This is a genomic window from Plantactinospora sp. CNZ321, assembly GCF_004217235.1.
On record NZ_SHKQ01000001.1, the window covers coordinates 3,987,635 to 4,012,854 of the forward strand.

A 25,220-nucleotide genomic window follows, 5' to 3' on the forward strand; every position below is an offset into this window, starting at 1 on the left:
CTGCACCTCCAGCACCTGTCACAGCCCCTCCAGGGCGAGGGCCGCGGCCTCGGTACGGGTGCGGGCGCCGAGCTTGCGCATCCCGGACCGGACGTGGGTCTCCACCGTCTCGGCGGATATACCCAGTCGGCCGGCGATGCGTCGGGTCGGTTCGCCGGACGCGACCAGGCGGAGCACCTCACGCTCCCGGTCGGTGAGGTCGCCGTCGGAACGGGAGCCCCGGACGTCGCGGCGTACGGCGTGCCGGCGCAGCGCCCGGCGGATCCGGCCGAGGAGTACGACCAGGCCGGCCCGTTCGGCACGGTCCTCGGCGGTCAGCAGCACCGGAACGCTCCGCGCCGGGTCCGGCTCGTGCAAACCGGCGGCGAGTAGGCAGCGCACCTCCTCGCGGACCGCGAGGTCCCGCCAGCCGTCGGCGGCCACCGTGAAGCCGGTCGGGTCGCCGCCCGGGCTGTCCCAGGCGGCGAGGGTCTGCCACACCGGTACCGGCCCGGCGGGAACGGTGGTCACCGCCCCGTCGGACAGCCCCGAACCGGCTTCGGCCGTCGCGCCGTCGTAGGCGGCCCAGCGGGCGGTGATCTGCCGCAGCCCGTCGATCAGCGGCGGGCCGCCGCAGGATGCTCCGGCGGCCCGGTCCGGCTGGCCGTCGAGCCAGGCCGCCTCCCGGCTCACCCAGTCGAGCAGCGCGTCGACGCCGGCCGAACCGCCGGTGGTGACGGCCGCCAGTCGGGACCGGGCCGGCCCGAGCAGCCCACCGTCGGCCTCGACCAGGCTGGCGGCGGCGACCGCGTAGCCCCGGGCCGGGGCCGGCAGGGTCCGGTCGGTGAGGTCGCCCGCCCGGCGCAGCGCCTCGTCGACGTCGAGAACCCCACCGGAATCGAGGGCGGCGCCGGCGTCGCTGGCCCCATCGGAATCGAAGGCGGCGCCGGCGTCGAGGGCGGGCGGTCCGCCACGCAGCGCCGCGCACCACAGCCGGGCAGCCAGGAACCGGGTCTGCCAGCTGTAGGCGAGGTCGGCCCCGCAGGCCTGCTCCGCCGCCTCGGCCGCCTGCCCGGCCTCGTCGAGGCGGCCGTCGGCGAGCAGCGTCTCGACGAGCAGCCAGGCACTCCACCGGGCGGACAGCGGATCACCGGCCGCGCCCGCCTCCGCCGCTGCCGAGGCCAGCGCCGACTCCCAGCCCCGGGCCCGGTTCGCGGCGCCTACCGCCGCCAGCGCGGCCCGCAGCCCCGGGTGTGCCGGTTCCGGGCCGTGCAGGTGGGCGATCCGGGCCGCGGTCCGGATCGCCTCGGCCGGGTCGGTGCCGAGCTGGGCGAGGAGCACGATCCGGTCCCGGGCGGCGAGCTGCTCGCCGGTGGCCGAGTCCGGGACCCGGGCCACCGCCGACCGGGCGCCGGCCAGGTCGCCGAGCTGGACCAGCGCCTCGGCCCGCAGCAGGTCCGGGTCGACGCCGAGCGGTGTGCCGGTGGTCAACACCCGGGCCGCCGCCCGGGGCCGGCCGCAGGCCAGCGCCGCCCGGGCGGCGTCGACCCGGACCGCCGGCTCCGGCTCGACGCCGGGCAGCGCGCAGGCGAGCAGCAGCGGATCGGCCCGGGCACCGGCGGCGCCGGCGCCGGCCGCCACCTCCAGTGCCCGCCGGTACGCGGCCGCGCTGTCACCGGCCGCCGCCAGGTGCCGGACCGCCTCCTGCGGTGGTACCAGCTCGGCGAGGCGCCGGTGCAGCGCCTGCCGGCCGGTCTCGTCGAGCAGCCCGGCGGCGACCTCTGCGACGTACGGGGACACCGGGGCGACCAGCGCGGTGCCGCCCTGCTCGACGGTCACCAGACCGGCGGCGTGCAGTTCGTCGACTCCGGCACCGAGCACGCCTACCGGTGCCGGGCGGCCGAGCAGCCCGAGGGCGGCCATCGTGGTCCGTGCCGGCCGGGTCAGGTCGGCCAGCGCCGCCGCCACGGCGTAGCCGACCTGCTCCGGGTCGCGGTCTGCCGGCTCCGGGCGCCGCTCGGTGGCGCCGCCGGGTCGGGGTACTCCGGCCGGCCCCCGTGCGGCTGCCTGGCGGGCCAGGGTCACCACCGCCAGCGGCACCCCACCGGAGCGCCGGACCAGGTCGGCGACGGACGACGGGCCCAGCCCCGGCGCGATCCGCCTGGCCAGGGCGGTCGCCGACTCCACGGCCAGCGGCGGCACCGGGAGCCAGCCCGCCGCGACGGCCCGCAGCGCCGCCACCGCCGGCGCCGGAAGCCGATGCGGCGTACGCAGCGCGACCGCGACCCGGCAGTGCGCGGCCAGCGGCACCAGGGCGGCGAGGGTGGCCGGATCGACCCACTGGAGATCGTCGAGGAGCAGCAGGCCGCCGCGTACCCGGGACCGGACGGCCTCGGCGAGCAGGGCGGGATCGTGCCCCGGCAGCCGGACCCGGACCGCCCGGGCCAGTGCGAACGCCGGTTCGCCGGGCAGGCAGGCCAGACCACCCCCGGCGAAGACCGGTCCCCGGAAGGTGGCGCCGAGCCGGTGCAGGGCGGTGCTGCGTCCGCCGCCGGGACCGCTGTGCAACACGACCAGGCCGGGGGTGGCGAGCAGTCCGGAGCCGACCGCGACCACGTCCGGCGCCGGATCGCCGACCGCGACGCCGTGCGGGGCCGGATCGCCGGATCGCCCGTCGTCCGGCCGGAACTGGTCGGGCAGATCACCGACCGACGCGTGCCGCACTGTCCTCCCCCGCCCGGGTCGACGCCGCACCACCGCTGGAAGACGGTGGCACGAACATGGGATCCTGCGCCGGCAGGATATTCGTAGTGTGATGTCCGGCAGGGGCAGCCCGCCCTCGCCGCCGTGTCGGAAGGACAGCAGACGAGATGATCGTGCTCCACCACCGGGTTCCCGCCATTGTCGCCGACCGCACCGCCGGCTGACGAGCGATGGGAGCAGGTCCGCTCAGCGCCCGGGTCGCCGCCCTCTGTGACGAGGTCGGTCCCCGACTCGGTGCCGCTACCGGAACCCAGGTGTCGGGGGTACGCCGCCGGCTCGACGAGCCGCTGCGGGTGGCGATCGCCGGCCGACTCAAGGCCGGCAAGTCGACGCTGGTCAACGCGTTGATCGGTCGACGGGTGGCGCCGACCGAGGTCGGCGAGTGCACCCGGATCGTCACCCAGTTCCGCTACGGCACCGCCGACCGGGTCGACGTGGTCCGCCGGGACGGCAGTCGGCTCAGCCTGCCGCTGGACGACACCGGCATGATCCCGCAGCGGCTCGGCGTACCGCGTGCCGAGATCTCCTACGTCGACGTCACGCTGACCAGCGACCACCTGCGCGACCTGACCGTGCTGGACACTCCCGGACTCGCCTCGACGAACACCTCGGTCAGCGCCGGCGCCCGCCGGTTGCTCTTCGAGGCCGCGACCGCCCCGTTCGACGACAACATCGACGACGACTCGGCCGGCGCGATCGCCGGGGCCGAGGCGATCGTCTACGTCTTCACCCAGTCGGTCCGGGACGACGACCTGGCGGCGCTGGAGGCGTTCCGGTCGGTCTCGGCCCGGCTGGCCAGCAACCCGATCAATTCGCTCGGCCTGTTCAACAAGGTCGACAAGCTGGTCGGAGGTGCGGCCGACCCGTGGCCGGTGGCCGGTCCACTCGCCGCCGACCAGACCGGTGTGCTGCGCCGGGTGGTCTCCGAGGTGGTGCCGGTCGTCGGGCTGCTGGCCGAGACGACCGAGGCCGGACGGCTGACCGCCGCCGACTGTGAGGCGCTGCGCACGCTGGCCCGGCTGCCGGCCGGCGAGCGGGCGGTGCTGCTCGCCTCGGTCGACCTGTTCGCCTCCCGGGACTGCCCGGTCCCCCGGGAGCAGCGGGAGCGGCTGCTGCGGCTGCTCGACCTGTACGGCATCGGCTTCGCCATCGCCCAGTTCGCCGCCCAGCCGCAGCTGGCCAGCGGTGACCTGGTCCGGCTGCTCTTCGCCGCCTCCGGGTTCCCCCGGCTGCGCAACACCCTCGACCACGCCTTCCGGTGGCGTACCGATGCGATCAAGGCCGGCTGGGGGCTGTCCAGCCTGGAGAGGCTGGCCAGCCACGCCCCCCGGCCCGAGGACCGGGAACTGCTCCGGGACGCGATCGAACAGGTGCTGCAACAGCCGGAGTACCACCGGCTGCGGCTGCTGGAGGTGGCCCAGTTGGTCAGCTCCGGCTCGGTGGAACTGCCCGAGCCGATGGAGCAGGAGCTGACCCGGCTGGCGCTCTCCACCGACCCGCAGTGGATCCTGAGCCTGCCGGCCGCCGCCCCGGAGCAGTTGGCCCGGGCCGCGCTGGAGGCCGCCACCCGGTGGCGGGTGTACGCGGTCGCCGGGGCGAGCCCGGCGCAGTCCCGGGTGGCACAGGTGGCGCACCGCGGCTTCTTCCTGCTCTCCCAGCGGGTACGCGCCGAGGGGAGCCTGCGGTGACCGCCGGCCGTACCGCCGCCGGGGCGGGTGCCGCACCGGCCCAGCGCGGCGGTGACCCGGAGGCGGCGCTCGGGGCGGCGCTGACCGGGGCGGTCGACGGCGGGCTGGCGTACCTGCGCAAGGTCGCCCCGGACGCGGCCGGCGAGGTCGACACGCTGCGCCGCCAGGTGGTGACCCGCCCCTCGATCGTGGTGGTCGGCGAGACGAAACGCGGGAAGAGTTCCCTGGTCAACGCCCTGGTCGGGGTGCCGGAGCTGTCGCCGGTGGACGTCGCGGTCGCCACCTGCTGTTACCTGGAGTTCGTGCCGGGGGCCCAGGCCGGTGCCCGGGCCTTCCTGCCGGGGCGGTCCGAGCCGCTGCCGCTGCGCGTGGCCGAGCTGCGGGACTGGGCCACCCCGCTGGGTCGGCTGCCGGACGACCAGCGCCCGCCCCGGCACATCGAGGTGACCCATCCGGCGCCGCTGTTGCAGTACCTGAGCCTGGTCGACACCCCGGGCACCGGCGGGCTGGACCCGGCGCACGCCGAGATCGCCCTGGACGCGGCGGCCAGGGCCACCGCCCTGCTCTTCGTGGTCGACGCCGCCGCTCCGTTCGCCCAGCCGGAACTCGATTTTCTGATCGAGGCGAGCAAGCGGGTCAACCTGGTGGTCTTCGCGCTGACCAAGACCGACGCGTACCCGGGCTGGCGGACGATCCTGGCCGACAACCGGGCGCAGTTGCAGGCCCACGCCCCCCGGTTCGGCGGCGCGTCGTGGTTTCCCGTCTCGGCTCGGCTGGCGGAGCTGGCCCGGACCATGCCGGCGGAGGCGGCCGGCGAGCTGCTCAAGGAGTCCCGGATCGCGCAGTTGCAGCACGCGCTGATCGGGGTGGCGGGCCGGGGCCACCTGCTGCGGCAGGCGAACCTGCTGCGCACGGTCCGTAGTGAACTGGTCCGGTACGACCTTGAGCTCGGTGACCGGCTGCGGGCGATCGACCCCGATCCGGCGGACCTGCACCGGATCAAGCAGGACCGGGCGGCGCTGGCGGCGCGGAAGCGTACCGAGTCGCGGCAGTGGTCGCTGGCGTTGAGCACCGAGACGCAGCGGGCCCGGGTCGAGGCGACCGGGCTGCTCCGGGGATACGTCGGCACCCTCCAGGAGGAGTTCCTGAACCGGATCGACAATGCCCGCAGCGAGGAGCTCAGGGCGCTGCCACAGCAGGTCGACGAGGCGTTGCACGCGCTGTCGGTGCGGCTGTCGGACGATCTGGAGGTGCGGTTCCGGCAGGTCGGCGAGCGGGTCCTCGCCGAGGTGTTCCAGCCGGAGGAGTTGCGTTTCGTGCTCGGGCGGCTCAACGCCACCCTGCGGCACGCGCTGGCCAGCAAGCCGCGCCGGTCCGGCGGCGGCCCGGACAACATGATGATCGCGATGTCGGCCGGGTCGATGGCGTTCCTGGCCGGCCGGGGTGCGATGGCCGGTGCCTCGGCGCTCGGCGCGGGTGCGCTGGTCGGCGGCAGCCTGCTGATCCCCTTCGCCGGGCTCGGCCTGGGGCTGGCCGCCGGTGGCTTCATCCTGTACCGGCGCCGGGTGCACACCGACCGGCAACAGGCCCGGACGTGGCTGCGGGAGGTGGTCACCGACGCCCGGGCGGCGCTCTCCGACGAGATCACCAACCGGTTCACCGACCTGCAGTACGCGCTGACCCTCGCCCTCGACGACGCGATCGAGCGCCGGCTGCGGCAGCTCGACGAGCGGATCGCCGAGATCGACGCGGCGGCGGCCGAGGACACCGCCGTCCGCGCCCGGCGCCGGGCCGCCACCAAGGCGGAGCGGGAGACGGTCCGGGCCCGGGTCAAGCAGGTCGACGAGGTGCTGATGCGAGCCCGGGTGTTGACACCGGCGGCCCCGGCCACCGAGGCACGGGGGGCGAGGACATGACCGACTACTGGGGCGGCTGGTCCGCCGACGAGCCGGAGTTCGGCGGCCCGGAGGGCGAGGACTTCGGCGACCTGACCCCGGATCCACCCGACGACGACCGCGGCTTCCCGGCCGAGGGGTTCGGTGGCGAACCCGATCCCGGTGACCCGACCGGGACGCCGGCCGACCCGCCGATGCCACTGGGCTACGACGACCTACCGACCGACGACCAGCCGACCGACGACCCGTACGCCGAGGCGGACCCGTACCCGGCGGCGGAGCCGGGGTCCGGGGCGAACGGCTGGGCGGAGGTGCCCGCCGAGGTCGGCTTCGGCGGCGCGGACCCGCCGCTCGGCGCCGACCCGGACCTCGACCCGTACGCCGACACCGGGCCGGCCTGGTGGGAGGCGACCGAGTTGCCGGATCTCGGCGCGCCGCCGGAGCCGGTCGACGGTTTTCCGTGGGCCGATCCCGCACTGCTCGGCCAGCCGGTCGACACGGTACCGCCGCCGCTGTCCGGAGCGGACGCCGCGACCGTCGCCCCGGACGAGTTGGCCGGGTACGCCGGCGAGGAACTGCCGGCCGACGGCGACCCGTGGGCGGCGCTGACCGCCTCCGAGGACCCGGCGACGAGTACGCTTGCCCGGTTCTGGTTGCCGGAGGAGCGCTGACGGAACACCGGGCCTTCCGCGCTGCTGCGGGCTTCGGCGCGTTCCTCCGACGCCGGCACGGAAGTGGCAACTGGCCGAACCTTTCAGGCCCCAGACGGAAGTGAGCAGCAGATGGCGGAGACGACGAGCGGCGACACCGGCGCCACGGCCCAGATCGGGGTGACCGGGCTGGCGGTGATGGGCCGCAACCTGGCCCGGAACCTGGCCCGGCACGGTCACCGGGTGGCGGTGCACAACCGGTCGCCGGAGCGGACCCGGAGCCTGGTCGCCGAGCACGGGGACGAGGGGACGTTCGTGCCGAGCGAGTCGCTCGCCGACTTCGTCGCCTCCCTCGAACGGCCCCGCGCCGTCATCGTGATGGTGAAGGCGGGCCGGCCCACCGACGACGTCATCGACGAACTGATCCCGTTGCTGGAACCGGACGACATCGTCATCGACTGTGGCAACGCGCACTTCGTCGACACCCGGCGCCGGGAGGAGACGCTGCGCGAGCACGGGCTGCACTTCGTCGGCACCGGTGTCTCCGGCGGCGAGGAGGGTGCGTTGCTCGGGCCGAGCATCATGCCCGGCGGCTCGGTCGAGGCGTACCGCAAACTCGGGCCGATCTTCGAGTCGATCGCCGCCCAGGTCGACGGGGTGCCGTGCTGCGCACACATCGGACCGGACGGCGCCGGGCACTTCGTGAAGATGGTGCACAACGGCATCGAGTACGCCGACATGCAGCTCATCGCCGAGGCGTACGACCTGCTCCGGGAGCGGCTGGGTGCGACACCGGCCGAGATCGGAAAGATCTTCGCCGGCTGGAACGAGGGCGACCTGGAGTCGTTCCTGATCGAGATCACCGCCGACGTACTCGGGCACGTCGACGTCCGCACCGGCAAGGCGTTCGTCGACATCGTCCTCGATCAGGCCGAGCAGAAGGGCACCGGCCGGTGGACGGTGCAGAGCGCGCTGGACCTGGGCGTGCCGATCACCGGGATCGCCGAGGCGACCTTCGCCCGCTCGCTGTCCGGGCACGGCGACCAGCGGGCCGCCGCGGCCCGGGCGTACGCCGACGCGGGCGGTGCGGCGCCGACCGGTGAGGTGGAGCGGGACGCGTTCATCGAGGACGTCCGCAAGGCGCTGTACGCATCGAAGATCGTCGCGTACGCGCAGGGCTTCGACCAGATCCGCGCCGGCAGCCAGGAGTACGGCTGGGACATCGACCCGGCGGCGCTGGCCACCATCTGGCGGGGCGGCTGCATCATCCGGGCCCGCTTCCTCAACCGGATCCGGGAGGCGTACGACGCCGACCCGCAGCTGCCGACGCTGCTGGTGGCGCCCTACTTCGTGCAGGGGGTCGCGGAGAGCGTCGCCAGTTGGCGGCGGGTGGTCAGCTACGCCGCGCAGGCCGGGGTGCCGGCGCCCGCCTTCGGCTCCTCGCTGTCCTACTACGACGGACTGCGCCGGCACCGGCTGCCGGCCGCGCTGATCCAGGGCCTGCGGGACAACTTCGGTGCACACACTTACCAGCGGGTGGACAGCGAGGGCAGCTTCCACACCCGGTGGGCGGGTGACCGCGCCGAGTCGCCGGCCTGACCTGCGGTACGCGGCGGCGGTCCGTCCCCGGCCCGGGGACGGACCGCCGCCGCCGGCACGGGGGGGCCGGAGCGACCGACGCCGGTCAGCCGGGCCCGGCGCTGACGACCGCGACGAGCACGCCGAGCGCGGCGAGCACCAGCAGGGCCAGCGTTCCGGTCCAGACCAGCCCGGTCGTGCCGGTCCAGAACCGGCCGGCCGGGACGACGCCGGGTGGTCCCACCCCGGGCTGACCTGGCTGGACCGGAACCGGCTGACCTGGCTGGACCGGAGCCGGCTGTAGCGGCGCCACACTCCGGTTCGGAGCCGGTCCGCCGACGGCCGCTGCGGGCGGTCCGGGCGGCGCCGCATCGGTCCGCGACAGTACCCGAGCGCGCCCCGCCGACGGCACCTGGGCGGGCCCGGCGGGCAGGTCGTCGAGCCGGAGGGCTCCCTCGGCGACCACCGTCTCAGGCTGCTCCAGGGTGGTCGGTGCGACGCCCAGCTCGACGTGGATCAGCCGGGCGGCCAGCGGAATCCGGCTGGAGCCGCCGACCAGGAAGATGCCGATCAGGTCGGCCGGGTCCAGCCGGGCGGCGGCAACGGTCCGAGCCAGGCAGGTGACCGTCTGCTGGAGCTGCCGGCGGATGAGCGACTCCAGCTCGTCCCGGGTCAGGTGCGCCCGCAGGTCCAGCGCCGGCAGGTGCAGTTCGGCGCTGGCGGCCCGGGACAGCAGTTCCTTGGCCGCCCGGACGTCGTCGTAGAGGAGTTCCCGGGCCCGGCGGTGGCCCGGGTCGGCCGGACTCAGCAGGCCGTGCCACAGCTCGGTCCGGCCGCCTGAGTAGCCCCGACCGAGGTGTTCGACCAGGGCGTGGTCGAAGTCCAGCCCGCCCAGGTCGGTCAGGCCGGACTCGGCCAGCACGTCGAAGCCGGCCCCGGTGCGGCGGACCACGGCGGCGTCGAAGGTGCCGCCGCCCAGGTCGTAGACGGCCAACGCCCGGCCGGGCGGCGCCGCCCGGCCGGGTACCGCCGAGTAGTAGGCGGCCGCCGCGACCGGCTCGGCGACCAGCCGGGGTGGCGGCAACCCCGCCGTGCGAGCGGCGGCGACCAGCACCCTCCGACGGCGCTCGCCCCACCGGGCCGGATGGGTGAGCCGGAGCTCGTCCACCCCGCCGAGCTGCCGGTACGCCTCGGTCGAGACCCGGCGCAGCACCGCGCCGACCAACTCGACGACCGGCACCTCCCGGTCGCCGAGCAGCACCGCCCCGTCGTCGATGCGCCGTTTCGGTGTCGGCTCGAACCGGGCCGGGTCGAGCCGGGCCGCCCGGGACGCGTCGCGCCCGGTCAGCGGCGTACCACCGGGGTCGAGACAGACCGCCGACGGGAGCAGCGGCGTGCCGTCGAAGATCAGTGGCCGGGCCGGGCCGTCGGCGCCCCGCACCATCGCCACGGTGTTGGATGTGCCGAAGTCGATGGCGAGCAGCCGCATGCCGAGCAACCTATCGAAAACCGGGCCCGGCATACTCGCAGCGTGATCCGGGACTTCGCCTATCTCGACGCGCCGACACCGCTGGCGTTCGCGCACCGTGGCGGCGCCGCGCGTGGCGACGAGAACACCACCGAGGCGTTCGCCCGGGCGGTGCAGCTCGGCTACCGGTACGTCGAGACCGACGTGCAGGCCACCGCCGACGAGGTGCCGGTGGTCTTCCACGACGCGACCCTGCACCGGATGACCGGGGAACCCGGCCGGGTCGCCGGGCTGCGCTGGGCGGACCTGCGGACGATCCGGGTCGGCGGGGCTGAGGCGGTGCCCCGGCTCGACGACGTGCTCGGCGCCTGGCCACAGATCCGGTTCAACGTCGACGTGAAGGCCGACGGCGCGGTCGGGCCCACCGTGCGTACGGTCGACCGGACCGGGGCTGGTGACCGGGTGCTGCTCGCCTCGTTCAGCGACGTCCGGCTGGCCCGGCTGCGGACGCTGGCCGGGCCGAAGATCGCCACCTCGCTCGGGCTGCGCGGGGTGGCCCGGCTGCGGCTCGCCTCGCTGGCCAACCGCCGCCTGGTGCTGCCGCCGACGGTGGTCGCCGCCCAGGTACCGGTCCGCTACCGCGGGATCAAGGTGGTCGATCGGCGGTTCGTCGACTACGTGCACCGGCTCGGCCTCCAGGTGCACGTCTGGACCATCGACGATCTCACCGAGATGAACGAGTTACTCGACCTCGGTGTGGATGGCATCATGACCGATCACGTCGACGTGCTGCGCGAGGCGTACCAGAGCCGTGGCCACTGGCCGTCCGATCGGTAGGTCGGTCGGACCAGGCCGCCCGCCCCCGATACCGAAGGACCGATATGGCCGAGACCATCCCCACGGCGGCGCCGGACGCGCCATTGAGCACCCGGCAGGAGCGGGTCGGCTGGTACTTCTACGACTGGGCGAACTCGGCCTTCAACACGACGGTGATCACCGTCTTCCTCGGCCCGTACCTGACCTCGATCGCGAAGGCGGCGGCCGGCTGCGCCTCGGACGACCCGTGCCGGGGTGAACGGATCAGCCTGCTCGGCATCGGCATCGCGCCCGGCTCGCTCTTCCCGTACATGGTGTCGCTGTCGGTGTTCCTGACCGTCTTCGTACTGCCGCTGGTCGGCGCCGTCGCCGACCGGTCGCCGCGCAAGAAGGAGATGCTGGCGCTCTTCGCCTACATCGGCTCGGCGGCCACCGTCGGGCTGCTGTTCCTGACCGGCGACCGCTATCTGCTCGGCGCCGGCCTGTTCCTGGTCGCCAACATCTCCTACGGGGCGAGCATCGTCGTCTACTACTCGTTCCTGCCGCAGATAGCCGGGCCGGAGGAACGCGACAGCGTCTCCAGCATCGGCTGGGCGATCGGCTACATCGGCGGCGGCCTGCTGCTGGCGATCAACGTCGCGGCGGTGCTGTTCAAGGACTCGCTCGGGATGGACACCGGCGAGGTCGCCCGGTACAGCATGGTGTCGGCGGGCATCTGGTGGGCGGGGTTCACCACCATCCCGCTGATCCGGCTGCGCAACCGGCCGCCGGTCGCCGGACCGGCGCAGGGACCCGTACTGCTCGACGGGTTCCGCCAGCTCTGGCACACCCTGCGCAGCCTGAAGGCGTACCCGTTGACGTTGTTCTTCCTCGTCGCCTACCTGGTCTACAACGACGGCATCCAGACGGTGATCTCACTGTCGGCGGTGTACGGCACCGAGGAGCTCAAACTCCCCGACGACGTACTGGTGCCGACCATCCTGATGGTGCAGTTCCTCGCCTTCTTCGGTGCGCTCGGCATGGGGGCACTGGCGAAGCGGATCGGCGCCTGGAAGACGATCCTGGTCAGCCTGGTGCTCTGGACGGTGGTGCTGGCGGTCGCGTACCGGCTGCCGGCCCACCAGACGGTGCCGTTCGTGTTGCTAGGCGGCGGGATCGGCATCGTGCTCGGCGGCAGCCAGGCGCTGAGCCGGTCGCTGTTCAGCCAGTTGATCCCGAAGGGCAGGGAGGCCGAGTACTTCGGGCTCTACGAGATCTCGGACAAGGGGACGAGCTGGCTCGGGCCGCTGCTGTTCGGGCTGGCGTACGGGATGACCGAGAGCTACCGGGTGGCGATCATCTCGCTGCTGGCGTTCTTCGTGATCGGGTTCGTGCTGCTGGCCGCGGTGCCGATCCGGCGGGCGATCGTCGCCGCCGGCAACACCCCGCCGGAACGGCTCTGACCGGCCCTCACCGGCTCCGTTCTCCGGGACAGGGCACCTGTCGGTAGATCGGTCGCCCCGAATGCCCTTCGACGCCGGGCCCGACCGGTTGGCGTGGCGATCGCCACGCCAACCGGTCGGCGGCCGCGACCCTTCATCTGTTAGCGCTCACATGCTGTCACTCGGACGCCAGCTGGGCGCGGTGCGGTACCGGCGGTCAACACCAATCTCAACACCGGTGCCGACCCGCTCCGATGGCTCCATCAACAGTCAGGTCCTTGAATGTCTGGCGGGTGTCCCCGTACCATCCGGACAAGTTGTTAGCGCTCACTTGACCCTCACCTCGCCCACGTCGAGGGCCAGTCCCCCGGTCCGCCGCCCCGCATCACCACCCAGGAGATCTCATGCCATCCCCGCCCCTGAGCCGCCGTCACCTGTTGCGGGCCGCCGCCGGCGGCGCGCTGCTCTCCGCCGCCGGCACCACCTTCCTCGGTGACCGCGCCGCCGCCGCGGTACTGCCCCCGGCCCGCCCGGATCTCGGCGTCTCGGCGTACCCGTTCGATCCGGGTCAGGTACGGCTCACCGCCGGCCGGTTCATGGACAACCAGAACCGCACGTTGAACTACCTGCGATTCGTCGACGTGGACCGGTTGCTCTACAACTTCCGGGCCAACCACCGGCTGTCGACCAACGGGGCCGCGTCGAACGGTGGCTGGGACGCGCCGACGTTTCCGTTCCGCACCCACATGCAGGGGCACTTCCTGACCGCATGGGCCCAGGCGTACGCGGTGCTCGGCGACACCACCTGCCGGGACAAGGCGAACCACATGGTCGCCGAGTTGGCCAGGTGTCAGGCGAACAACGGGGCCGCCGGATTCGCCACCGGCTACCTGTCCGGCTTCCCGGAGTCGGACTTCACCGCCGTCGAACAACGCACCCTGAACAACGGCAACGTGCCCTACTACTGCATCGACAAGACCCTGGCGGGTCTGCTGGACGTGTGGCGGTACACCGGCAACACCCAGGCGCGTACCGTGTTGCTGGCCCTCGCCGGCTGGGTGGACACCCGTACCGCGCGGCTGAGCGGCAGCCAGATGCAGGCGATGCTCGGCACCGAGTTCGGCGGGATGAACGCCGTGCTGACCGACATCTACCAGCAGACCGGCGACAGCCGCTGGCTGACCACCGCACGACGGTTCGACCACGCCGCGGTCTTCGACCCGCTCGCGGCCAACCAGGACCGGCTCAACGGCCTGCACGCGAACACCCAGGTACCCAAGTGGGTGGGCGCCGCCCGCGAGTACAAGGCCACCGGCACCACCCGCTACCGCGACATCGCCCGCAACGCGTGGAACATCACCGTCAACGCGCACACGTACGCGATCGGCGGCAACAGTCAGGCGGAGCACTTCCGCCCGCCCAACGCCATCGCGGGCTACCTCGGCAACGACACCTGCGAGCACTGCAACACCTACAACATGCTGAAGCTGACCCGGGAGCTCTGGTTGACCGAACCGGACCGGGTCGCCTACTTCGACTACTACGAGCGGGCGCTGCTCAACCACCTGGTCGGCGCGCAGAACCCGGCCGACAGCCACGGCCACATCACGTACTTCACACCGTTGCGCCCCGGGGGCCGCCGGGGTGTGGGACCGGCGTGGGGCGGCGGCACCTGGAGTACCGACTACAACTCGTTCTGGTGCTGCCAGGGCACCGGGATCGAGACGAACACGAAGTTGATGGACTCCATCTACTTCCACAACGGCGACACCCTGACGGTGAACCTGTTCGTGCCCTCGGTGCTGGACTGGTCGCAGCGAGGCATCACGGTCACCCAGAGCACCAACTATCCGGTGAGCGACACCACCACCCTGACCCTGGCCGGGACGATGAGCGGCTCGTGGGGCATCCGGTTCCGGATCCCGGCCTGGACCACCGGCGCGACGGTCAGCGTCAACGGCCAGCCGCAGAACGTGGCGACGACGCCGGGCAGCTACGCCACCGTCACCCGCACCTGGTCCGCCGGCGACACCGTCACCGTCCGGCTGCCCATGCGGGTGATCATGCAGGCCGCCAACGACAACGGCGACGTCCAGGCGATCACCTACGGCCCGGCGGTGCTCTGCGGCAACTACGGCAACTCCACGCTCGGCTCGCTGCCGTCGTTGACCGTTTCGTCGATCACCCGGACCAGCACCAGCTCGCTGGCCTTCACCGCGACCGCGAACGGCTCGACGGTCAACCTCGCCCCGTTCCACGACGCGCACGGCTTCAACTACACCGTCTACTGGAACACCGGCTCGGGTGGCGGCACCGGCTCCACCTACAAGCTGACCAACGCCGCCACCGGCCTGGTCCTCGGGGTGCGGGACATGTCCACCGCCGACGGCGGCCTGGCCGTGATGTGGGGCGACACCGGCACCGCCGACCACCGCTGGGTCATGGTGCCCGACGGCAACGCGGTACGGTTCCGCAACGTCAACAGCGGCAAGGTCCTCGGTGTGCAGGACATGTCGACCGCGGACAACGCCCGCGTCCTGCAGTGGGCGGACAACGGCACCGCCGACCACCGCTGGACACTGATCGACAACGGCGACGGCACCTACCGGATCCGCAACGTCCACAGCGGCAAACTCCTCGGCGTCCTCGACGGCTCCACCGCCTGGGGCGCGCAGGCCGTCCAGGACTCCGACAACGGCAGCGCCGACAACCGCTGGCGCCTGGTGGGCGTCAGCTGACCCGGCACGCCGGCGGAGGCGGCCCGGGTCAGCACGGTTACCGGCCGCCCTGCCGCGCGATCTGGCCTAGGGTTGTGCCCGGGGCGGATGCGTGGCAGGAGGCGCGGTATGGAGCCGATCGAGGTGGCGGCCGGTACGGCGCTGGTCGGCGCGATGGCCGGCGCCGGCTGGCCGGCGGCCCGGGCCGAGCTGGTCGCGTTCTGGCGGCGGATCCGGCCGGCGGAGGCGGACGACGTGGCCGCCGACCTGACCGAGGTACGCGCCGAGGTGCTCGCCGCCCGGCACGCCGCCGACCCCGCCCTGGAGCGGGCCCTCGCCGACACCTGGCAACGCCGGCTGCGGGAGCTGGTGCAGGACGACCGGAGTCTCGCCGCGGAGCTGCGGACCCTCGTCGACCAGCATCTCGTGCCGGCGTTGTCCGCCGGGCAGCGTCCCCGGGCCGCCGGCACCCGGCAACCGGACGGGAGCACCGAGCCGGGCTGATGGCACCGTGGTCGACGACACGGCGGGTCGAACCGGAAACTCCTGGTGGCCTAGGCTCCCGGACCGTGAGCGACGACAACCGTACCCGCCCGACCGTGCCCGCCGACGACGGATCCGCGCTCGCCCAGGCGTGCTTCGCGGCCGGCGACGGAAGGTTGCGGCATGGCGCCGCCCTCAAGTTCTTCTGGGGCCCGATGGACTGCGGCAAGTCGACCATGGCCCTGCAGATGAACTACAACCATGCCCGGCAGGGGCGCCGCGGGCTGGTACTGACCAGGATCGACCGTTCGCTCGGCCCGCAGATCACCACCCGGATCGGCCTGGCCCACGAGGCCATCGAGGTCACCGAGGACCTGGACCTCCGCGAGCTGGTCAGGGCCCGGTGGGCCGAGGGCGACCGGCTCGACTACCTGATCTGCGACGAGGCGTGCTTCTACACGGTCCGGCACATCGAACAGATGGCCGAACTGGTCGACCGCTACGACGTGGACGTCTTCGCGTTCGGTCTGGCCAGCGACTTCCGGTCCTGCCTGTTTCCGGCGGCACAGCGGCTGTTCGAACTCGCCGACGAGGTGACCCGGATCCAGGTCGAGGTGTTGTGCTGGTGCGGGCGCCCGGGGCAGCTCAACGCCCGGGTGGTCGACGGCGCCGTGGCCCGGGAGGGCGAGCAGGTGGTCATCGGGGACACCGTCGACGCGGCCGAGGTGCGTTACCAGGTGCTCTGCCGACGACACTTCCGCTCCGGCGACCTGGGCGGCAGCCGCTGACCGGCGATCATCCCGGTGCGGTTCCGGCGGCCCACGGTCGCCCCGTCCCGCCCCGGAGCACGGTCGCCCGGCAGTACCCCGGCCCATGCAGGATTCAGAACGGGTCGCCGCAGATCCGCCACTGGTCACCATCCTTGACCATCGGCATCTCCCGCCGATCCACGGCACCGGACCGGCGGGTCAGTGTCGCCGTCGCGGTCGCCCGGAGCTGACCTCGGTCGCTGGCGACCGTGACGTCGTCGATGGCGTACCGGCTGATCGTCGGCGGCACGGAGAGCCGCCGCTCGAACTCCTCACGGCTCCACCGCTCCCGGGTGTCCCCGCAGAGCCGGTCGTAGGCGCCGCCCGCGTCACCGCTGGTCACATCCTGCAGGAACGCCTCGGCGGCGTCCTGGGCCGCGCCGGAGGACTGCCGCACGTGCTGGTAGTTCCAGGCCCCGAGGCCGGCGGCACCCACACAGCAGACGAAGAGTCCGGCGGCGACCACCGACAGCACACCCCGGAACCGGCGAGGTCGCCGGGCCGCACGCCCGTCGGGCAGCTCGTAGCCCATGCCACCGACGGTAGAGAGCCGCCACGGCCGGTGGGTGCCGAACCGGCCGGGTTCCGGCACCGACCGGACCCCGGACAGCCGTTACCGGCGATGCACCGCCCATGATCGGTCGGGCGGTGCCGCCGAGGGCCCGCCGTGGTCTACGGTCGGGACCATCCCCGCCAGCTCTCGCCGGCCCACCGGCCGGCCCTCGCCCCCGAGGACGACGACGATGCAGCGCTACCTGCAGGCGGTTCCGGTACCCGCCGATCCGTACTCCAGCGACCGGCTGCTGCGGTCCTGGCTGGACCGCCAGCTCGGCCCGGACGGGCACGCCGCCGCCGTGGACCGACTCACCGCGCTCGCCACCGATGTCACCGGGCCACTGCGGGCCGCGCACGCCGACGCCGAGGCGCACCCGCCGACCCTGGTCCGCTACGGACCCTGGGGTGCCAGGATCGACCGGATCGAGACCTCCGCCGGCTGGCAGGCCCAGCGCGCGGCCGCCGCCCGACACGCGGTGGTCGCGCTGCCCTACCTGGCGCAGGCCCGGAGCACCTGGGGGGCGGCGGCCCGGGTCGTCCAGCACGCGCTGCTGCACCTGTACGGCCCGGAGTCGGCGACCTTCTCCTGCCCGGTGGCGATGAGCGACGGCGCCGCGGCGCTACTCACCCGCCCCGAGGTCGACCCGGCGGTCCGAGACGCGTGGCTGCCCCGACTGACCGCGACCGACCCGGCGGAGGCGGTCAGCAGCGGCCAGTGGATGACCGAGTCGCAGGGTGGCTCCGACCTGGCCCGGTCGACCACCACCGGTCGGCCCGCCGCCGACGGCTCCTGGCGGCTCACCGGCGAGAAGTGGTTCTGCTCGGCCGCCGACGCGGAGCTGGCGGTCGCGCTGGCCCGCCCGGAGGGCGCCGGCCGGGGTAGCCGGGTGCTGGTGCCGTTCCTGGTCCCGCGCTACGCCGCCGACTCGCCACTGGCCGGGCCGGACGCCGACCGGGACGCACCGGCGCCGGGGATCACGGTGCGCCGGCTCAAGGACAAGCTCGGCACCCGGGCGCTGCCGACCGCCGAGATCGGGCTGCACGACGCGTACGCCTGGCCGCTCGGCGACCCCTCCGGGCCGGGGCTGAACCGGGCGATGACCCTGGTCGTGGTGACCCGGTTGCACAACGCGGCGGCGGCCGCGGCCGGTATGCGCCGAGGACTCGGCTACGCCCTGGCATACGCCGAGGCACGCCAGGTGGCCGGCGGACGCCTGATCACCTCACCCCTGCACCGGGCCACCCTCGGCACCCTGGCGGTGGACGCGGCCGGGGCGTTCATGCTGGCCGGGCACGCGTTCGCGCTGCTCGGCCGGGTCGAGGTGGGATCCGATCCGGCCGCCGCGGCCGAGCTGCGGATCGTGGCGCCGCTGGCCAAGCTCGCCACCGGGCGGCTGGCGGTCAGCTCGGCCAGCGAGTACGTCGAGTGCTTCGGCGGCGCCGGGTACGTCGAGGACACCGGGGTACCTCGGCTGCTGCGGGACGCCCAGGTGCTGCCGATCTGGGAGGGCACCACCAACGTGCTGGCGCTGGACGTGCTCCGGGCCGTCCTCCGGGAGGACGCGGGTACACCGCTGCTGGCCCGGCTGGACGCCGCCACCGACCTGGGCCGACGGCTGCACCCGGCGCTGGCCGACGCGCTCGCCGCCGCGACGGCGGAGCTGCGGGACTCGATCGCCGAGGTGACCCCGGAGGCGGTCGCGGTGCTGGCCGGCGCGCGCGGGCTGGCGCTGCGGATGGCGCACGCACTGGCCACCGCTCTGCTGGTGGAGCAGGCGGCCGGCGGCGACGAGACGGCGGAGGTGGCCGCCCGGCTCTGGGCGCGGCGCTGGCTGCGCGGCGCGGACATCGCCGCGGAGGCACACCACGAACTGGACCTGCTCTGCTCAACCAGCTAAGCCGGCGCGGTCGGAGACCTTGGCGCGGTCGAGGGCGCTGGCGCGAGCCACCGCGTACCGTTCGCGGATCGCTGGCATGGCGTCCGCCTCGTATGTCTCCACGTGCCCGGTCGTCCACGACGGCGGCCGCTGCCCGCCCGACAACACCCAGGCCGCTTGGCGGGCAGCGCCGTCGGCGACGTACTCCCCCAGCGGTGGGGCGAGCACGGGGCGGCCGAAGACAGTGGGCGCGATCCGGCGGACCGCCGCCGAGCGGGCGCCGCCGCCGACCAGGATGACCCGGTTGACCGTCGTGCCCTGCGCGACGATCGCTTCCAGCCCGTCGGCGAGTGCGCACAGGATGCCCTCCACCGCAGCGCGGGCCAGGTGCGCGGGGGTCGAGGTCCGCAGGGTCAGGCCATGCACGGCTCCGGTGGCGTGCGGGCGGTCCGGTGTGCGCTCGCCCTCCAGGTAGGGCACCAGGACCAGCCCGTCGGCGCCCGGCGGGGCGGACAGCGCCAGCGCCGACAGTTCCGCGTGATCCACCCGCAGCATGGTCGCGACCGCGTCGAGCACCCGGGCGGCGTTGAGCGTGCAAACTAGCGGGAGAAAGCGGCCGGTCGTGTCGGCGAACCCGGCCACGATCCCGCTCGGGTCGGCGACCGGCACGTCCGCCACGGTGAACACCGTGCCAGAGGTGCCGATCGACACGACCACGTCGCCCGGGTCGGCGTCGACACCCAGCGCCGCCGCGGCGCTGTCACCGGCGCCGGGGCCCAGCGGTGCGCCGCTGGGCAGGTGCCCGGCCCGCCCGGTCGGGCCGAGCACCTGCGGCAACAGCACGTCGTCGCGGCCGAACGCCAACCGGAACAGGTCCGGACGGTATTCACCGGTCGCGGCCGACCAGTACCCGGTTCCACTGGCGTCGCTGCGGTCGGTACGCAGCGCAGTTAGCCCTGGTGCGCCTGCTAGTCGCCAGGTCAGCCAGTCGTGCGGCAGGCAGACCGCGGCCGTACGGGCGGCGTTGTCCGGCTCTGCCGAGGCCAGCCAGCGCAGCTTGGTGACGGTGAAACTGGCCACCGGTACCAGGCCGACCGCCTCCGCCCAGGCTCGTCGCCCGGCCTCGCCGCCGCCGAGATCAGAGATCAGGTCTGCGGCGGCGCCGGCCGAGCGGGTGTCGTTCCACAGCAGGGCGTCCCGGACCACCGTGCCGTCGGCGTCCAGGCACACCATGCCCTGCTGCTGCCCGGCGATCGAGGCGGCCGCCACGTCGTCCAGTCCGCCGGCCTGCGCGACCGCGTCGGACAGCGCGGCTGCCCACGCCGCTGGCGGCACGGCGGTGCCGGTGGGGTGCGGTGCGCGACCCTCGCGCACCAGCGTCCCGGTCTCGGCGTCGCGGATGACGACCTTGCACGACTGGGTCGACGAGTCGACCCCGGCGACGAGTGGCACCGGTCCCTCCCGGGTTGTCGGGTACGGAGCAGGTGGTGCGGTTGGTCAGCGGGGAGCGGAGCAGGTGGTCTACGGAGAGCTGGTTCGAGCCGAACGAACCCGACGCCCTCGAACGGGTGGACAATTTGTTTATTGGGTGAATTATTTGCCGCGCCAGGGGCGTTGTCAAGACCGGGACGCAGGGGCGCCGGGTTGGCCGGCGTGGCGCGGGCGTGGCGGCCAGCGGCTCAGCCGTGGCGGCGGGCCCGGGCGGCCCAGATCGCGTACGCCGGGTCCCGGTCCAGGTTGTGCCGGTCCCGGTCGTAGCGACGGGTGGTGCGCGGGTCGGCGTGTCCCATCGCATCCTGCACGTCCTCCAGCGGCACTCCCTCGGCGCGGGCCGAGGTGGCGAAGGCGTGCCGCAGCGAGTGCGGGGAGAGTCGTTCCCAGGCCGGAATGCCGGCCGTCCGGGCCAGCCGCCGGACCAGCCGGAACACGGCGTGCCGGTCGAGCCGGTTGCCGGTGGCGGTCACCAGGAGCGCTCCGGTCAACTGCTCCACCGGTCGCCCCGCCACGAGGGCGCGGGCGGCCAGGTAGGCGTCCACCGCGCACGCCGAGCCCGGGGTCAACGCCCGGCGGCGGGCGCGGCCGCCCTTGCCGACGAACCGCACGCTGCGGTGCCCTCGCTCCCGACCGAGGTCGGCCAGGTTCAGCGAGACCAGCTCACCGACCCGCAGCCCGAGGTCGGCGAGGAGAACCAGTACCACCCGGTTGCGCAGCGCGTTGGGGCCGGCGTCGGCCTCGGCCGCGGCGAGCAGCGCGTCGACCTCGTCCGAGGTCAGACCCACCGTGGCGGAGTGGTCCCGGTCGACCCGGGGCCGGTCGGCGCCGGAAACCGGATTGGCCCGCACCGCACCGAGCTTGCCGAGGAACGTGTACCAGCTGGACAACGCGGAGAGCTTCCGGGCCACCGTGGCTGCGGTCAGCGGGCGGTGGCTGCGCGGGTCGACGCTCGCCTCCAGCTCGCGGGCGAACGTGTTGACGTCGAGGAAGGTCGCGTCGAGCGGGTCGAGTTCCCGGCTGGCGCACCAGCCGAGCCAGCCGGCGATGTCCCGCCGGTACGCGGCCCGGGTGTGTTCGGACAACCGGCGGTTACGCAGCCAGGCGTCGGTGAAGTCGGCCGGGGTGGAGACCGGCACCGGTCGGGCCGCCGGCCGGCGAACCAGGGTGGATCGGGACACGTGAGGAAGTTTTTCAGACCATTCGCCCGATCCCCCGCCAGACGCGCCCGACGATCTCCAACTCCCGGCGGCCGGGCGGTCGCGCCGGAGGTGCCCGGGCTGATCGGGGCGATCGCTGGCGCAGCCGGAATCGCTGGCCGGACGGCCGACGCGCGCCGGTCCGGTTCGACCGGACGGGCGCGCGTCGCGCGGCGGCGGGTGGCGGAGATTAGGAGTTGATCTGGCGGGGAGTGGCGCCGGAGACGGCGACCTCGACCCGGCGCGGCTTGGCCCGCTCGGCCACCGGGATGCGCAGGGTCAGCACCCCGGCCTCGTAACCCGCCTCGAGCTTGTCCGTGTCGAGCGTGTCGCCGAGGAAGAGCTGGCGGGTGAAGACCCCCATCGGCCGTTCCGCGGCGACGAGCTCCACCTTGTCGCCGGTCGGCCGGCGCCGTTCGGCCCGGACGGTGAGCACGTTGCGCTCCACGGTGCACTCGATGCTCTCCGAATCGACGCCGGGCAGGTCGAACGCGGCGTAGAAGTAGTCGCCGTCGCGGTAGGCGTCCAGATGCATGACCGCCGGTCGGCTGCTGGTGCCGAAGAAGTGCTCGGCGATCCGGTCGATCTCACGAAACGGGTCGGTACGCATCAACATCGTCGGTCCTCCTCGGTTCTCCTGGGTCGAAGGTCGGGTTGAGTCGAGGTGACTCAACTTCTCTTCCTTGTTACCGCGCGATGGCTCCGGCGTCAACCCCGGCTCTGCCGGTCAGCTCATTCGCTTCTCGAACCAGTGCTCGGCATACGGCGCCTCCGAGTAGGCGGGCACCTCCCGGTAGCCGTGCCGGACGTACAGCGCCCTGGCCTCCACCAGGTCGTGCCGGGTGTCCAGCCGCATCGTCGTCGCGCCGCGCGCCGCCGCGGCCTGCTCCACGGCGGCGAGCAGCCGCGCTCCGCCCCCGCGCCGGCGCGCAGCCGCCCGGACGAACACCCGGGTCACCTCGGCGTACGGCAGGGCGTCCAGCCGTACGCCGGCACAACCGGTCGGCTCGTCGTGGTACCAGCCGACCAGGAACAGCCCGGTCGGCGGGCGCAGGTCACCGCTCGGCTCCTCCACCAGCACCTGCTCGATCTCGGCGTCGAGGGCCGGCCGGCGATGGTAGCGGCTGACGATCTCGGCGTAGTAGTCCCTCAGCAGGGCGTCCGCCACCGGGCCGTCGACGGGTTCGGCGCGGATCGTCCAGCCCTGGGCCACATAGCTTTCCACCTGGTCATTCTGGCGTTACCGTCCAGCGGTTTTCCCGCTACCGTCCCGCTACCGGTTCCCGCGCCGGCCGAACGGTCGGCGCGACGCGGCGCGGGGGCGGCCTGGCCGGGCGGTCACCACTCGAACAGGTCTCGCAACGCCTCGCCGATCCGGGCCATGCTCGCGCCGGTCGCCATCCCCACCCGCTCCACCGCCACCGCCGACGGCACCCGGCGCAGCCGGTTCACCACCACGACCCCGGTCACCGGATCCGTCTCGGCCAGCGGCACCACGAACGGCGGCAGTTCACCACTGCCGCGCTGCCGGACGATCGGGGCACAGTACGGGGACGCGGAGGGCCGGTCGTTGTGCCCCTCGCCGGAGAGCACGATGACCCGGTGCCTGGCCTGCTGGGTACGGTCGCCGACGGTCCAGATCTCGCCCCGCTTCACGCGGCACGGGGTCCGGCGAGCGTGTCCGGGTTCAGGCTGAGCACGACCTTGCCTGCCATATCGGCGATGGTACGCCCGGCGGCATCGGCGGAGACGCCCGCACGCGTGTGTCGGGGTCAGCGGCCCGGCCCGACCAGCCCCAACTCGTACGCGATGATCACGAGCTGTACCCGGTCCCGGGCGCCGAGTTTGGCCAGCAGCCGGGCCACGTGCGACTTGGTGGTCGCCATCGTGATGAACAGCTCCTCGGCGATCTCACCGTTCGAACGGCCCTGCCCGACCAGGGTCAGCACCTCACGCTCCCGCTCGGTGATGCCGGCGACCGGGCGTACCGGACGGGCCACCGCCGGGGCGGCCTCGACGAAGCCGGCGATCAGCCGGCGGGTCACGCTCGGCGCGATCAGGGCGTCACCCGCGGCGACCACCCGGATCGCCCCGAGGATGTCGTCCACTGCCATGTCCTTGACCAGGAAACCGCTGGCACCGGCCCGGAGTGCGCCGTAGACGTGCTCGTCCTCGTCGAAGGTGGTCAGCACCAGCACCCGGGTCGCTCCGTTACCGGCCACGATCCGCCGGGTCGCCTCGATGCCGTCCATGCCCGGCATCCGGATGTCCATCACCACCACGTCGGGCCGGATCTCCCGGGCCAGCTGGACCGCCTCCGCGCCCGTACCCGCCTCCCCCACCACCGACAGGTCGGGGGTGTCGGCGACGAGTACCCGCAGCCCGGAACGGACCAGGGGCTGGTCGTCGACGAGTACCACCCGAACACTCATCGCGGCACCGCCGGGGTGGGAACGGTCTCCGGCAGCGGCAACCGGGCCGCCACCCGGAAACCGCCGCCGGGCAGCGGTCCGGCCTCGAAGTCGCCGTGCAGCAGGCCGACCCGCTCCCGCATCCCGGTGATCCCGAACCCGGTGGCCGCGACCGGGCCGCCGCGCCCCTCGTCGACGACCTCGACGCACAGGTCGTCGGCCCGGTAGTCGAGAATCACCCGGCACCGTGCCGTACGGGCGTGCCGGACGACATTGGTCACCGCCTCCTGCACGATCCGGTACGCGGACAGCTCGATGTCGGCGGGCAGCGGACGCGGCCCACCCCGCCGGCACAGCTCGACCCGGACGCCGGCCTCCGAAGTCGCCCGGAGCAGCCCGTCGAGGTCGGCGAGCCCGGGCGCCGGATCCCGGGGCGCCGGGTCGGACGAGTCCCCCTGACGCAGCCCGCCGAGCACCCGGCGCAGGCCGGCGAGGGTCTCCCGGCTGGTCGTCTCGATCACCCGCAGCGCGGCGCCGGCCTCGGCCGGCTGGGTCTGGATCACCCGGCTGCCCACCCCGGCCTGGATCGCGATGACGCCGATGCTGTGCGCCACCATGTCGTGCAGCTCACGGGCGATCCGCAGCCGTTCGGCGGTGACCGCCTGGGCGGTGGCCTGCGACCGCAGCGCCTCGGCGTACCGGCGCCGGGCCCGTACCGAGTTGCCGATCATCCAGGTGGCCAGCATCGCCAGGGCGGGGATCTCCGGCTGGTAGACGGCGTTGTCGCCAGGGTCGAGGTAGCCGATGGCGATCTCCGCGCAGAGCGTCAGCGCGGCGACCGGCACCGACAGCCGCCGGGACCTGGTCGCCGCGACGAACCCGACGGCCAGGTTGATCGCCAACAGCTGCAGGTACCTCAGGTCGACGAGGTAGTCCTGATCCCAGGATCTGATCGTGGCCGTCATCGTCGCCGACGCGATCAGCATCAGCGCCAGGCCGGCCAGCGGGCCGCGTCGCAGCAGGACGGCGGGCAGTGCCATCACCAGGGCCGGCAGCGCGTACCGGGGGATCGTCTCCAGCATGCTCTGGTGGTAACGGCCGGGGCCGTCCGGGACGATCGCCACGGTAAGGGCCAGTGCCATCGGGAACGCGGCGAGTGCGCACCAGATCACGGCCGTGCGCGCCGCCGCCGGCAGGCGGTACCGCAGCGGTGGCCGGAGCAGGTGCAGGGTGGCGTCCACCCGGCGAGACTAGCCACCGACCGGCCGGCACGGCATCGGTCCACGGACGTAATCCCGCAGGCTGGCGCCGTATCGGCCGGGTCCGCCACCCGCGAACACCGGCGGGGGTCGACCTCCTCCGGACGTGCCGACCGGCGGGCGCCGGTCGTCGGGAGGTGCTCCGAGTCGACGAGGTCGGC

At 73.8% G+C, this 25,220-nt stretch carries 20 protein-coding genes; 10 read left to right on the top strand and 10 right to left on the bottom strand.

Features of this window, described 5'->3' with window-relative positions:
* Positions 1–18: 18 nt before the first annotated feature.
* Complete coding sequence (locus tag EV371_RS17505; RefSeq protein WP_486484665.1) at positions 19–2,703, bottom strand: helix-turn-helix transcriptional regulator; 2,685 nt, start codon at positions 2,701–2,703, stop codon at positions 19–21.
* A gap of 209 nt (positions 2,704–2,912) precedes the next feature.
* On the opposite strand from EV371_RS17505, the gene EV371_RS17510 reads away from it, so the two are divergent.
* The 4 genes from EV371_RS17510 (at position 2,913) to gndA (ending at position 8,574) form a co-directional block, all read left to right on the top strand.
* On the top strand, positions 2,913–4,430 hold the full coding sequence (locus EV371_RS17510) for a dynamin family protein (protein ID WP_130462987.1): 1,518 nt from the start codon (positions 2,913–2,915) through the stop codon (positions 4,428–4,430).
* Positions 4,427–6,346 carry a dynamin family protein gene (locus EV371_RS17515; protein WP_130462988.1) on the top strand — a complete coding sequence of 640 codons (1,920 nt, stop codon included), beginning with the start codon at positions 4,427–4,429 and terminating at the stop codon, positions 6,344–6,346. The genes EV371_RS17510 and EV371_RS17515 overlap by 4 nt, the downstream gene beginning before the upstream one ends.
* Positions 6,343–6,996: a hypothetical protein gene (locus EV371_RS17520; RefSeq protein ID WP_130462989.1), complete on the top strand. Its 654-nt coding sequence runs from the start codon at positions 6,343–6,345 to the stop codon at positions 6,994–6,996. Before EV371_RS17515 ends, EV371_RS17520 begins: the two co-directional genes overlap by 4 nt.
* Before the next feature lie 111 nt (positions 6,997–7,107).
* Complete coding sequence (gndA, locus tag EV371_RS17525) at positions 7,108–8,574, top strand: NADP-dependent phosphogluconate dehydrogenase (RefSeq protein WP_130462990.1); 1,467 nt, start codon at positions 7,108–7,110, stop codon at positions 8,572–8,574.
* An 85-nt stretch (positions 8,575–8,659) separates the two neighbouring features.
* Here gndA and EV371_RS17530 read toward each other — a convergent pair whose 3' ends face one another.
* Positions 8,660–10,042 (bottom strand): Hsp70 family protein, encoded by a 1,383-nt coding sequence (locus EV371_RS17530; protein WP_486484666.1) that lies wholly within the window; start codon positions 10,040–10,042, stop codon positions 8,660–8,662.
* A 42-nt stretch (positions 10,043–10,084) separates the two neighbouring features.
* Between EV371_RS17530 and EV371_RS17535 the strand changes: the two genes are divergently transcribed.
* The 5 genes from EV371_RS17535 (at position 10,085) to EV371_RS17555 (ending at position 16,246) form a co-directional block, all read left to right on the top strand.
* Positions 10,085–10,858 carry a PI-PLC domain-containing protein gene (locus EV371_RS17535; RefSeq protein WP_486484667.1) on the top strand — a complete coding sequence of 258 codons (774 nt, stop codon included), beginning with the start codon at positions 10,085–10,087 and terminating at the stop codon, positions 10,856–10,858.
* Between the two features lie 44 nt (positions 10,859–10,902).
* Positions 10,903–12,279: an MFS transporter gene (locus tag EV371_RS17540; protein WP_130462993.1), complete on the top strand. Its 1,377-nt coding sequence runs from the start codon at positions 10,903–10,905 to the stop codon at positions 12,277–12,279.
* Positions 12,280–12,662: 383 nt separating this feature from the next.
* Positions 12,663–14,996 (top strand): beta-L-arabinofuranosidase domain-containing protein, encoded by a 2,334-nt coding sequence (locus EV371_RS17545; protein ID WP_130462994.1) that lies wholly within the window; start codon positions 12,663–12,665, stop codon positions 14,994–14,996.
* Positions 14,997–15,104: 108 nt separating this feature from the next.
* Positions 15,105–15,479, top strand: coding sequence for a hypothetical protein (locus EV371_RS17550; RefSeq protein WP_130462995.1), 375 nt, complete (start codon positions 15,105–15,107; stop codon positions 15,477–15,479).
* Positions 15,480–15,574: 95 nt separating this feature from the next.
* Positions 15,575–16,246, top strand: coding sequence for a thymidine kinase (locus EV371_RS17555; RefSeq protein ID WP_486484948.1), 672 nt, complete (start codon positions 15,575–15,577; stop codon positions 16,244–16,246).
* Positions 16,247–16,340: 94 nt separating this feature from the next.
* On the opposite strand, the gene EV371_RS17560 is transcribed toward EV371_RS17555, so the two are convergent.
* Positions 16,341–16,799 carry an Rv0361 family membrane protein gene (locus tag EV371_RS17560; RefSeq protein ID WP_130462997.1) on the bottom strand — a complete coding sequence of 153 codons (459 nt, stop codon included), beginning with the start codon at positions 16,797–16,799 and terminating at the stop codon, positions 16,341–16,343.
* Between the two features lie 211 nt (positions 16,800–17,010).
* Between EV371_RS17560 and EV371_RS17565 the strand changes: the two genes are divergently transcribed.
* Positions 17,011–18,720, top strand: coding sequence for an acyl-CoA dehydrogenase family protein (locus tag EV371_RS17565; RefSeq protein WP_130462998.1), 1,710 nt, complete (start codon positions 17,011–17,013; stop codon positions 18,718–18,720).
* On the opposite strand, the gene EV371_RS17570 is transcribed toward EV371_RS17565, so the two are convergent.
* The 7 genes from EV371_RS17570 to EV371_RS17600 form a co-directional block, all read right to left on the bottom strand.
* Entirely contained in the window at positions 18,709–20,151 is a 1,443-nt protein-coding gene (locus tag EV371_RS17570) for an FGGY-family carbohydrate kinase (protein ID WP_130462999.1), read from the bottom strand. The two genes, EV371_RS17565 and EV371_RS17570, sit on opposite strands and share 12 nt — an antisense overlap.
* A gap of 227 nt (positions 20,152–20,378) precedes the next feature.
* Positions 20,379–21,371, bottom strand: coding sequence for a tyrosine-type recombinase/integrase (locus EV371_RS17575; protein WP_130463000.1), 993 nt, complete (start codon positions 21,369–21,371; stop codon positions 20,379–20,381).
* A gap of 208 nt (positions 21,372–21,579) precedes the next feature.
* Positions 21,580–22,005, bottom strand: coding sequence for an Hsp20 family protein (locus EV371_RS17580; RefSeq protein WP_130463001.1), 426 nt, complete (start codon positions 22,003–22,005; stop codon positions 21,580–21,582).
* 111 nt (positions 22,006–22,116) lie between these two features.
* Positions 22,117–22,614, bottom strand: a complete 498-nt coding sequence (locus tag EV371_RS17585) for a GNAT family N-acetyltransferase (protein ID WP_486484668.1) — start codon at positions 22,612–22,614, stop codon at positions 22,117–22,119.
* A 113-nt stretch (positions 22,615–22,727) separates the two neighbouring features.
* The gene (locus EV371_RS17590; protein WP_130463002.1) at positions 22,728–23,045 is read right to left on the bottom strand and encodes a type II toxin-antitoxin system PemK/MazF family toxin; all 318 of its coding nucleotides are present in this window, start codon (positions 23,043–23,045) and stop codon (positions 22,728–22,730) included.
* Between the two features lie 116 nt (positions 23,046–23,161).
* Positions 23,162–23,821 carry a response regulator gene (locus EV371_RS17595; RefSeq protein WP_130463003.1) on the bottom strand — a complete coding sequence of 220 codons (660 nt, stop codon included), beginning with the start codon at positions 23,819–23,821 and terminating at the stop codon, positions 23,162–23,164.
* Positions 23,818–25,041 (bottom strand): sensor histidine kinase, encoded by a 1,224-nt coding sequence (locus tag EV371_RS17600; RefSeq protein WP_207230525.1) that lies wholly within the window; start codon positions 25,039–25,041, stop codon positions 23,818–23,820. Before EV371_RS17600 ends, EV371_RS17595 begins: the two co-directional genes overlap by 4 nt.
* Positions 25,042–25,220: the final 179 nt, after the last annotated feature.